Source organism: Planctobacterium sp. AWH2_060 (genome assembly GCF_056158425.1).
This window is the reverse complement of sequence record NZ_JBSWTG010000001.1, coordinates 4,161,991-4,171,902: the sequence shown is the minus strand read 5'-3', so window position 1 is coordinate 4,171,902 and position 9,912 is coordinate 4,161,991. Positions and strand designations below refer to the sequence as shown.

General features: G+C 45.6%; 12 protein-coding genes. 3 read left to right on the top strand and 9 right to left on the bottom strand.

All coding sequences use genetic code 11. The features are described from left to right. Nucleotides 1–179 precede the first annotated feature (179 nt). The 3 genes from ACXAD8_RS17885 to moeB all read right to left on the bottom strand — a co-directional run bounded on the left by ACXAD8_RS17885 (nt 180) and on the right by moeB (nt 4,485). On the bottom strand, nt 180–2,360 hold the full coding sequence (locus tag ACXAD8_RS17885; protein WP_475231341.1) for a PDC sensor domain-containing protein: 2,181 nt from the start codon (nt 2,358–2,360) through the stop codon (nt 180–182). After that, entirely contained in the window at nt 2,353–3,612 is a 1,260-nt protein-coding gene (locus ACXAD8_RS17880) for an ABC transporter substrate-binding protein (RefSeq protein WP_475231340.1), read from the bottom strand. Before ACXAD8_RS17880 ends, ACXAD8_RS17885 begins: the two co-directional genes overlap by 8 nt. Nucleotides 3,613–3,729: 117 nt before the next feature. Then, entirely contained in the window at nt 3,730–4,485 is a 756-nt protein-coding gene (moeB, locus tag ACXAD8_RS17875; protein WP_475231339.1) for a molybdopterin-synthase adenylyltransferase MoeB, read from the bottom strand. 187 nt (nt 4,486–4,672) lie between these two features. Between moeB and ACXAD8_RS17870 the strand changes: the two genes are divergently transcribed. The 3 genes from ACXAD8_RS17870 (at nt 4,673) to ACXAD8_RS17860 (ending at nt 6,393) form a co-directional block, all read left to right on the top strand. Beyond that, nucleotides 4,673–5,437, top strand: a complete 765-nt coding sequence (locus ACXAD8_RS17870) for a choice-of-anchor H family protein (RefSeq protein ID WP_475231338.1) — start codon at nt 4,673–4,675, stop codon at nt 5,435–5,437. A 66-nt stretch (nt 5,438–5,503) separates the two neighbouring features. Then, nucleotides 5,504–5,938 (top strand): hypothetical protein, encoded by a 435-nt coding sequence (locus ACXAD8_RS17865; RefSeq protein ID WP_475231337.1) that lies wholly within the window; start codon nt 5,504–5,506, stop codon nt 5,936–5,938. Continuing rightward, nucleotides 5,935–6,393 carry a GNAT family N-acetyltransferase gene (locus tag ACXAD8_RS17860; protein WP_475231336.1) on the top strand — a complete coding sequence of 153 codons (459 nt, stop codon included), beginning with the start codon at nt 5,935–5,937 and terminating at the stop codon, nt 6,391–6,393. Before ACXAD8_RS17865 ends, ACXAD8_RS17860 begins: the two co-directional genes overlap by 4 nt. On the opposite strand, the gene ACXAD8_RS17855 is transcribed toward ACXAD8_RS17860, so the two are convergent. The 6 genes from ACXAD8_RS17855 to ACXAD8_RS17830 all read right to left on the bottom strand — a co-directional run bounded on the left by ACXAD8_RS17855 (nt 6,380) and on the right by ACXAD8_RS17830 (nt 9,879). Continuing rightward, entirely contained in the window at nt 6,380–6,961 is a 582-nt protein-coding gene (locus ACXAD8_RS17855; RefSeq protein WP_475231335.1) for a hypothetical protein, read from the bottom strand. The genes ACXAD8_RS17860 and ACXAD8_RS17855 overlap by 14 nt on opposite strands. Then, nucleotides 6,954–7,508 (bottom strand): RNA polymerase sigma factor, encoded by a 555-nt coding sequence (locus tag ACXAD8_RS17850; RefSeq protein WP_475231334.1) that lies wholly within the window; start codon nt 7,506–7,508, stop codon nt 6,954–6,956. Before ACXAD8_RS17850 ends, ACXAD8_RS17855 begins: the two co-directional genes overlap by 8 nt. 11 nt (nt 7,509–7,519) lie before the next feature. Further along, nucleotides 7,520–8,188, bottom strand: coding sequence for a TonB family protein (locus ACXAD8_RS17845; RefSeq protein ID WP_475231333.1), 669 nt, complete (start codon nt 8,186–8,188; stop codon nt 7,520–7,522). Nucleotides 8,189–8,334: 146 nt separating this feature from the next. Next, nucleotides 8,335–8,628 carry a hypothetical protein gene (locus tag ACXAD8_RS17840; protein WP_475231332.1) on the bottom strand — a complete coding sequence of 98 codons (294 nt, stop codon included), beginning with the start codon at nt 8,626–8,628 and terminating at the stop codon, nt 8,335–8,337. Between the two features lie 91 nt (nt 8,629–8,719). Further along, a complete protein-coding gene (locus ACXAD8_RS17835; protein WP_475231331.1) occupies nt 8,720–8,983 on the bottom strand; it encodes a Txe/YoeB family addiction module toxin in 264 nt (87 codons plus the stop codon). Nucleotides 8,984–9,282: 299 nt separating this feature from the next. Next, nucleotides 9,283–9,879, bottom strand: a complete 597-nt coding sequence (locus ACXAD8_RS17830; RefSeq protein WP_475231330.1) for a hypothetical protein — start codon at nt 9,877–9,879, stop codon at nt 9,283–9,285. Nucleotides 9,880–9,912: the final 33 nt, after the last annotated feature.

Here is a 9,912-nt window from a genome sequence, read left to right as displayed (position 1 = left end):
CAACATCAGAGTACTGGGCTGTCAATCTGACATCGTTGTAAGAAACAACCAATGTTACTCTACTTGAAATCATTGTCGGGGCGCCGACTGCGCCTCAAGGTGAGCGGCTGTGAAGTGACCCCATAAATTTGGACACTAAATGAACACTCATGCTCTCGCCCTGGCTACAGGACTTTCTATTACCAAAAGGCAAACATGGTAAAAATAAACAATAACCCGCCCAAAACCGGCCAATAGAGCAGTTTCGGGATATTGTTATCCTGATACTGGATCAGAGTAATGTTAAATCCCCAACTAAACAGAATGGAGTTCACCGAAACAATGAGGATCATGATATAGGCGATAATGAAAAAATATTCCATATAAATCAATTCATTAGCGCCAATATGAGAACGCAATTCAACATGAGCCAGTAGTGCCACAAAGAACAGCGCTGAGGCCGAGGCCAACACCTCTAAGGCGTTGAAACCAATGAGTCCAATGCGGTTTTCATCTTTTGAATTAGTCAGCAATACCGCATACAACATCAGCAACACAATAATCACCGGGAACAGATAGGACACAAAGGGATCAATAAAATTACGACTGATGGCAATATTAAAATGCAATTCCGGCGCTTCGTTTTTATTGGCGCGATTGGCTATCCCCATATTGGAGTTATAGCTATTCTCGCGAATATCAAAAAAGCTGCGCTCTACACGCCATCCGCTGACAGTGAATTCTTGCTCCAGGCCTGGTCGGTTACTGGTATTCATATTGTCGTAAGAGTCGATATCCGGTAGTAAAACTACGTGTTTGAGATATTCCTTGGGCCAGATGCGCAACCACACCAACTGTTTATCAAACGGATAGGTTTCGTATTCAAAATGCTCGGGTATAACGGTTTCGAAGGCCCAGCCCAAGGTTTGATAACCGTCGGCCACTTCGTCGTAGACCAGTCGAATTTGCGTTGCACTGGATTCAGGGAAGACCACCCCTTTTTCAATTTCAAAATTATTGGCCAGCATAAATCGCTGCCAGATATAACCGGTTAACTTGAGGTTATTCTCGCTGTCCATTTTCATGGATTGCAATGCCACACCAGTAGGCACAAAGATTGGCGGCTCTTTGTGGGCCCGCAATGTGTTTTTGCTGTAGTCTTTTACGAAACTGCGTAAATCAGCCTGGTTGGTGATCACCTCACTGCCATATATGCCATCAAGGTCGGTCAATTGCTGCTCCACCCAGATATAGACAATACCACCGACAAAGGCCAGAGTGATAAACAAGGCCGACCACCACACCCGGCCATGAAACCCTTCCTGTAGTAATGAGCTGCCCAGGGCAGTCCAGCAAATAATGGTCAATACCACCACAAAAGTCAGAATGTGATGATTGTTCTCAATCACCGATGCTACAGTAGAAACATCCGCCTGCAGTTCGTGATGAGCAAAGAACTCCTGCTCGATCACCACCGCAATAGTCCACTGAGTATTGTCCACCATAGCCAAATCCAAAAAGGATGGCACATCGGTGACTTCATTGGGCACTATGATGCGTTCTTCCACGCTCAGGGCGTGTATATCATTCGGATCAAGTTGCGGAAAAACCTGGGAAAACAACACTTCCGAAGCGTCCCGGGTATTGGGATGTAACGAGTGATAGATTTGCCGCAGTTGCCTATCAAAAATAATCACATAGCCTTCATCACCGGTATCCAGTTTGTGGATCAATCGGTCTATGTCTTTGATATTCAGACTCAGAGTGACATAACCAAGCAGCTTGCCATCCACTTTTAAGGCCTTAACATGTTGCACTATCCAGGCATTACTGATCTCATCAAAGCGCAGTGGCAGCCAACGTTGCTCTGAAGTTCTGGCGCATTGATACCAGTTGTTAGAAGTACATTTATCATCCACTTGTTGTGCATAATAATCGTACCAGGCATCCAGCCGTTCAGTGCGATAGCCCCCTTCATAGTGGACGATATAAGGCGCGAAAAGGCGCAAACTGTCGTCCAGCGCATAGGGCTCAAATGCAGCTCCAATAGCCACAAAACCATCGTATATCGCGCCGGTATTCTCCAAAATAGCGCGAATATCTTCGGGTTCCAGTGAGGAGTTAACAATATTAGTGGCCAGTTCTTCCGCGATACTTTCGATGCCATTTAAATGCTGCTGGATAGAGCTTTTAATCACCCGGGTGTTGTTATCCAAATAAACCCGGGTTTCCTGATGCATGGTACTGCGCAATTGAGAATAGGAATAGATCAGTACAATGCTGATCAGAGTCGTGATAATTGTCGCCAGAATAATGAAGCGAAACCATTTCTTCTTAGCGCTTTGACTGGCTAATCCGGGGGGAAATAATTCACTATTCATCGGACGCTCCTGACACCTTTTTAGTAAATCCCTGTCCTTGTTGATACTGTAACAACCAAACCTTATTACTGGCCTGATGGTCATAGGCAGAAAAACGCAACGGAACGCCAAAGCCCACTTCTATTTCATCGGTTCGCTCTAATGCGTCGCGGATCCCCTGGCGGGTAAATTCCGCCTTTTGCTGGCGTAAGCTTTCCACCAACAAACGAGCGGCAATATAACCTTCAAAGCTGATTTCATTGACCTGTCCGTCCGGGATAAAGGTAGCCATATCTTGCCGAAAATCATGGGATAAGGCCAAACCATTACCCAAAAATGGTACTACCTGAGAAACAAACACCCGGTTGCTGGCGATCTTAAGGCTCGTGCCCAGGGCTGAGGCACCAGTAAAAGACAAATTAAAATAGAGGGTTTCAGGGAATAAATTGTGACTGTAATTAATGAACTTGGCCGATGCCGCATAGGCGCCCACTATAATGACCGCTTTGGGCGGTTTGGGCATGTCCAGCATTTCCAAAATGGCATCTTCCACCTGCAATGAATTGCGTGGATAACGGGTTACCACAAGCTCATCTACCCGTTTATAACCCTTTTGCTGAAGTACATTAGTAGCAGCCATCAATCCAGCAGTTCCGTAAGCATCATCCTGCAGGAAAAAAGCAATGCGTCCAGGTTTAATCCCGGATTTAATAATAAAATCAACTATCGCCTGTAATTCCTGTTCATAACTGGCCCGGAAATTAAAGATATGACTCTGAGGTGGCGACTCTCTTAAAATGCCGGCCCCGGTGTAAGGTGCAAAAAATACCGTTTTCTGCTCTTGTAAATAAGGTGCCACCAATTTCGCTGTGGGTGTCCCGACATTACCCAATACAGCCATAACCTGATCCTGTTGCACCAGCTTTTTGACATTGTTCAAAGCACTATCAGGCTGATAACCATCATCCCGGACCACCAGCTCAATGCGATGGCCACGCAGACCACCGGCACAATTGGTTTTCGCGAAATACGCCAACATACCATCGCGCATGGACTGTCCCAAATACTGAGCGGGACCACTTAGCGCGGTACTCATACCCAATTTCATGTCTGGCTGAAGATGCACAGCGTCAGTACATTCACTACGCGCCATTGCAGGGAGAGTTATGCTCAGCAAAATACTGAAAAGTATCAGCCTTGAAAGACGTGGAAAGTCCATATTGCCCGGAGTAATTAATTCAGATGCGTGAAGCATAACCTTGAGGGTATTCACTGTCTAATATCCCTTCCGGGATTTCCTTATTTTTTGCTCGATTCCCCCAATTTAGTAAAGTTTCACTACATATTCCAATCCGTACGCCGCTTTTTCTGGTTAGTGCTCCTGGCGTTTTTAAACCTTTCCGGAACAAATACTGCAGGTGGGATTTTTGGGCACGGAAAAAGTGCGCCATTCGCACACCTTAAAATCAAATAACAAGACTTTGCCAATGGGAGAATGACCCAGGCCCAACAGCATCTTTAATGCTTCCATGGCCTGCATTGAACCAACGATACTGACTACCGGAGGTAAAACACCAGCTTCAGCACAGGATAGCGATTGCTCAGGGAACAGCTGGCTAAAACAAGCATAACAGGGCAATTCTGGGGCATTTTCATAGCAACTCAGCTGGCCTTCCATGCGAATAGCCGCACCAGAAACCAGGGGGGTTTTGTGCTGCCAGCACACTTTATTTATGAGATTCCGGGTATCCAGGTTATCACAACAATCCAGCACGATATCGGCATTTTTTACTTCATTGCTCAGTGCCTCTTCAGACAATCGAGCCTTAATGCCATGAATTCGACATTGTGAGTTAATTTGCTGCAGGGTTTCTATGGCCGAGTCCACTTTATGTTTGCCAACATCCTTTTCATGATGCAACACCTGGCGATGTAAATTGCTGACATCGACTACATCATCATCTACCAGGGTGACCTCACCAATACCCGCCCCTACCAAATTCTGCGCCGCACTGCAGCCCAGTCCACCGACACCGATAATTAGCACTTTGGCATTTAACCAGCGCTCCTGTCCTTCCAGATCCACCCCCGGCAGGGAAATCTGACGGTTATATCGCATAGCCTGTTGACGGGTAAGTTCTTGCATATCTTTGTGCCTCAAAATGCGCGATGAACGCGCAGCTTCAATCTATTCAATATGGACGCAAAGGCTTAAAAATCAATGTAACCTAACGGGCGGATAGTCAAGCTTGTTCACTTAAAGTTCACTCCTGATTCATGCTTTCTCGACCAAACTCGATACCAGAGACATCAAAAAACATCTGGAGAAAGCCATGAAGCGCTCATTCGCATTGTCACTGTTTGTTTTGTTACCCCAACTGGTTTTTGCACAACCCCAATCAGATTCGATGCCTTCCACAGACGAAGCATCCACCAGCAAAACTTATTGGCAAGCCCGAACGGTAGAACAGCAAGCTGACAACACTCATAAAAAAACCGTCAAATCTTCTCATCCTCAGAAGGTTAACAGTGACTACCTGTCTGAAAAGCAATCGCAGGCGGCACAGAGTAAATCGGCAAACGGTGAACGTCAGGCCCTGCAAGACCATGTTATCTGGGTCTATGACGCCTGGGTCACTTTAAAAGGTGACTATGATCACGACAATTACTACAGCGAGTTTGAGTTGGGGTTTGACGTGGACACCCACCTGTCACAGGCTGACGTATACGCCCGAATATTTCTCGGGGACGGTCATATCTTTAAGGAAATCCACACCAGTTCGGTTTTTCATGTGCATGGCGACAATAGCCACGATGAGTTTGTGATCAGCTCAGAATTGCTGGAAGGATTTGCCAGCAACGAATACGACCTGATGATAGAAATCTATGACGCCTACAGCCATGAATTGCAAGACGTCTATGATCACAACAGTGACAACGATTTATACTTATTACCTCTGGAAAGCAGTGAATACGAATATCGCGCTCCCAGTGGCGGTCAGGTGGTGGTCACCACAGAACACGGTGGTACAACAAACCTGCTGGTCGTAGGGTTTCTGGCAGCAGTATTTGTATTGCGAAGAAAATTGTCATTTTAGTTTTAGCGCCAGCAGTAGTATATTTTCTCAGGAGAAAAATTATTCAGGCTGCTTTGGAGGCGCGTTTTGGCTTACAGGATATTCATACTAGCTACGGCTTTAATACTCTCAGTGTCCTGTGCTAGTGGCCCGAAACGCGCCAAGAGTATTACTAACGAATCGTTTCTTACTGATATTAAAGACAATGGCGCCAAGCTATTTATCTACATAGCCAATTTTAAAGGTCAGGCACCGACAGTATTGCGCGGCGGTAACCATCCCAATGGCGCAAATCAGCAACCCCGCAGAAGCATGAGCCAATTGCGCAGTGAATTGGCGTTGGAACAGGAAGAACAGGCCATTGAGGCGCTGGAATACAAATTACAAACCAGCGGTTATTGCCGACAGGGCTATTTTATCCTGGGTAATTACAATCAATTTGGCTCAGTAGAAATACGCGGTGAATGTCAGGAAAGCGCAACTGAAACTGATAAACGTCTGTTTGGAGCAGGAAATTCATGACCGAATTGCGTTACCAAGATTATCACTCGGTTGATTATGATGCCTGCATAGCTATTTTTGACTCTAATTGCCCGAAATATTTTTCAGCTGCAGAAAAACAAGGATTCGCGGAGTTTTTATTAGATCTGCCGGGGCCTTATTTACTGCTTTACCATAAAGACACTCTGGTGGGTTGTGGCGGCTACGCCTTTAATCCTGACACTCGCAGCGCAGATCTGTGCTGGGGTATGATCCACGCCGACTTTCACGGCAAGGGATTTGGTGATCAGTTACTACAGGAGCGCTTAAACCGAATCCAGTTAAATCCAGACATTCAGTCTGTCCGTCTCTGTACCAGCCAGAAAACCAGTAAGTTCTTTCAGCGCCAAAGTTTCACAACTCTGGCCACTGAAAAAGATGGCTTTGCACCTGGGCTGGATAACGTTGAAATGAGCGTTGTACTTAATCGCAACTAAGTGGCTCTTCACTTTCCAGCAGTTGCAGCACTTTCCCATCCTGCGCCAATAACAGGTCCATAGGCTTGTTCTGGCTCACCGACACTGGCACCCGCTCATAATCCTGCAACATGGCCACTAGCTCTCGTGACAACAGAATTTCCTGATCCTCACAAGAGGTTAACTGCCACGCCCCATCAGGCTTAATCGCTAACCTGACATGTTTCCTGTTATTTGCAGATAACGCACTGTTTGTTGGCAGGTCGCTCAAGGCGGCGTAACTCAACGCTCGGGCATTGGCCGCCGGTTGTTCCGTTTCCAGAATATGGTACTCCAACATGGCCATCTCATTGTGGGATGTTGGTGCCTCGGTTGGCCACCAGAATATCCAGCCGAACACAAACAGCGAAGCCAATACAGCCACACTCTGGAAGTTGACCAATGAAAACATCGGTTGAGCCTCACCGGCATTGCGTCTGGCTTTGGCCAACACATTGCGCTTGATAGCATCCGGGACTTTTACATTGTTTTTTTGTTGTTGAAACTGTTGCTGCAAGGCGCGTTCGAAATCATCATGTGATTCAGACATGCTCTACCCTCCAGATTTTTTTAAGCTTAGCCTTGCCATAACGGAGCCGACTCTTGATGGTTTCGATTTCTTGCCCGGAAATATCTGCAATTTCTTGCAGACTAAAGCCTTCCTGTTGTAACACAATGGCCTCCCGTTGATGAAAAGGCAGTTGATTTAATGCCTCAGCCAATGATTTGGTGCACACTTCTGCATCCTCGTTCTCAGGCTGAAGCAATTGCGTCTCTTCCTCTGTTTGCCAGCGCTGCAAACGACGCAGTTCATCTATCAATAAGTTACGCGCAATGGCAAACAACCAGCCTTTGAACTTGCCGCTGCTGCGATAGCTATTGCGTCTTTCTATCACCCTTAACCAGGCCAGTTGGCAGACTTCCTGAGCTAACTGGCGGTCGGTTTGGGATAACATAAAGTGATAGAGATCGTCACCACACTCTTTGTAAAGGCTCTCAATATACCGGGTTTCTTGCGTTAACCGGTATTGCTCCATCAGCCATTCATTGTCCGCTTTCGCGGGGAACAAGTTTTTTAATACCAGAACCAGGCTCATTGGCAAACTTCCTATTGCTCTAATTTAAAATCCAGTTGCACAGTTAAGTTGCTTTGTTTTACCGGTTTACCATCCACCACCTGTGGCCGATATTTCCATTTGCGCAGCGCCCGAATCGCTTCGCGATTAAATACCCGCTTGGGCTCGGCATCCAGCACTTCAATATCTTCCACCCCACCAGTCTGGTTTATAGAGAAGGATAAAATAACCCAGCCTTCAATACCATCCCGCGCGGCAGCTGGCGGATATTGTGGCGATATTCTTACCACCGGTCGCGCCTCTCCGCCAGTGATATCAAGGCTGGTGTTAGCATCCGTATTGATACTTGGGCCAGTCAGAGCAATATCCAATCCAAAGCCATTCATGTCGTCACCGCCACTATCAGGCTCCAATTGACTGGGCAAGGCTTTCGGGGGCTCCAGCTTTTTAGGCTTTTCCGGCAGAGTTTGCTTTTCTGTTACTTTTTCATCAGGCTCCCGAAAAGACGCATCGATGGTAACCAGCGGCGGTAATTCAGTGGGGCGAATATTTTGCTGCGCAATCAACTGGGCCATGGCATAAAACAGCGCCAGAGTAATGCCAGAGGCGATACCCAGTAACAGTGCAAACTTTGCCACTTTACTAATCTGCTGGGCTGAAACGGCGGTTGCTGTCGCGTGCGAATAAATTATCTCAGTCATGCTTTCTCTCCTTCGTTTTGCACATAACGCCGTAGAATCGAGAAAGGGGTTAACTGATTTTTGAATTAATTGAACTTTTGAGAGAGGAAAACAGGCGGATTATGTAACAGCCAGCGGATAAATGTTCGGTTTTAATTTTCTTGTTATTACAAGGCATTTGCTTGAAAAATGAAACTATTTGCTTCGATTTCAATGATGTCGCCACTTTGCAATTCTACGAAATAGACGCCACTTGAATAGGAAGTAGAGTTTATTGAACTTGATGGTCCCCAAGATTCTGTTTGCGCGAGGTTAACACGTTTACAGCCATAGAATGTTAAAATTGATTGAGAATCTACGGAACTGGTTTGAATACTGAGCTCTAGTGTCTTTTTACTCCATTCATACCTTACAGCATGCAAGGTTGAGTCGTGTAAGTTCAAATTTGAAAATTCTTCCATGTGTCAACATCCCATAATTTCAGAGGGTCAGGTTCGCTGAAATAAAGATTTTCAGCGAACCCCGTTTATCAACCCCTTTGAACAATAGCTTTTATTCATAGTGAGTCCACAATCGTAGAACTTTGACCACTTTTTCCTCTTCCAGAACCTGGTAGACCAATCGATGCTGGATGTTTATTCTTCTGGAGTATGCGCCGGCCAAGTCACCAATTAGCTTTTCATAGGGCGGGGGCTTCTGATACGGATCTTGCTCGATAATTTTTAACAATTCTTGAGCTTTACTTTTGAGCCCTGATGAGGCGAGTTTGCGAGCATCCTTTTGAGCCTGCTTAGTGTAGTAAAGCTTCCACGTCACCAATCAAGCTCCTGATCGCACTCGCCGAGTCCAGCATCCATACCTTCACGAATGGACTCCCTCATGGCTGGCAGTAGCCTCGTCAATCAGGACATAGAGCTTGGTGCGGGCTTCTGTAGCGTTAAGTGTAGTCATAGATCACCTCCGCCCAATAAGCGTACGCCTATACGTACGCAATGTCAACTGGGAGGCTATAACACCCAAATAAGGGGCACAAACATGGCAGCTATAATCGGAGCTAAGCAACACAGCCGCCATGTTTGTGTCCCAGTGAGCTTGCGAGCGACGTAATTTGTTTGTTATAAGCCAGTGTAACCTTTCATTTGTAACTGCAAAGATGACAAGTGATCTGAAATTAATTTTGCAGCTTTGTATGAAGGATCTTGCTCATTAATAAATTTGAAAAACCTTCTAAGAAAATCGATGCAACCGTCCGCTGAAAGATAATTTAGATCTTTAGCATAGTTACCTAGTTGAGTACTTTGGTTGTGAACCCACCTTTTTCTAATGCTATTCAAATCATTTAGCTGGCTATAAAGTTCAGTTTCTTGGACATTTTTAATGCCCCAAAACTCTTGTGCAAGAGAAATGAATTGCTTTACCGGGCTTTGCTTAGACCACTCCTCAGCCTTAGATTTAGACTTTTTATCATGATAGTAATCAAAGTAAAAAGCTTCTATTATCATTGCCGTAAAAACTTGTGAAACAATTGCTTGATTCTTTGCAGTCAAATTATCCTGAACTAGGCACTCACCCTCAGGTATCTTCCCATATTTTTCGTACACTTGGCTCACAGTGTTACAGTGGAAAACGAATTGTTCAGTTACTACTGCAAGTAGATCGCCTATTCCACTAGCACGAACTTGAGTGAGTTTTCCTTCTATTTCTTCAATCATATCTTTGAGGCTTATAACGCCGCGCTCACCGGT

Excerpts from the sequence above, each read along its gene's own strand:
- ACXAD8_RS17830 (WP_475231330.1), bottom strand. The coding sequence starts at position 9,879 with ATGATTGAAGAAATAGAAGGAAAACTCACTCAAGTTCGTGCTAGTGGA.
- ACXAD8_RS17840 (WP_475231332.1), bottom strand. The coding sequence starts at position 8,628 with ATGGAAGAATTTTCAAATTTGAACTTACACGACTCAACCTTGCATGCT.
- ACXAD8_RS17885 (WP_475231341.1), bottom strand. The coding sequence starts at position 2,360 with ATGAATAGTGAATTATTTCCCCCCGGATTAGCCAGTCAAAGCGCTAAG.
- moeB (WP_475231339.1), bottom strand. The coding sequence starts at position 4,485 with ATGCAAGAACTTACCCGTCAACAGGCTATGCGATATAACCGTCAGATT.
- ACXAD8_RS17860 (WP_475231336.1), top strand. The coding sequence starts at position 5,935 with ATGACCGAATTGCGTTACCAAGATTATCACTCGGTTGATTATGATGCC.
- ACXAD8_RS17850 (WP_475231334.1), bottom strand. The coding sequence starts at position 7,508 with ATGAGCCTGGTTCTGGTATTAAAAAACTTGTTCCCCGCGAAAGCGGAC.
- ACXAD8_RS17855 (WP_475231335.1), bottom strand. The coding sequence starts at position 6,961 with ATGTCTGAATCACATGATGATTTCGAACGCGCCTTGCAGCAACAGTTT.
- ACXAD8_RS17870 (WP_475231338.1), top strand. The coding sequence starts at position 4,673 with ATGAAGCGCTCATTCGCATTGTCACTGTTTGTTTTGTTACCCCAACTG.
- ACXAD8_RS17845 (WP_475231333.1), bottom strand. The coding sequence starts at position 8,188 with ATGACTGAGATAATTTATTCGCACGCGACAGCAACCGCCGTTTCAGCC.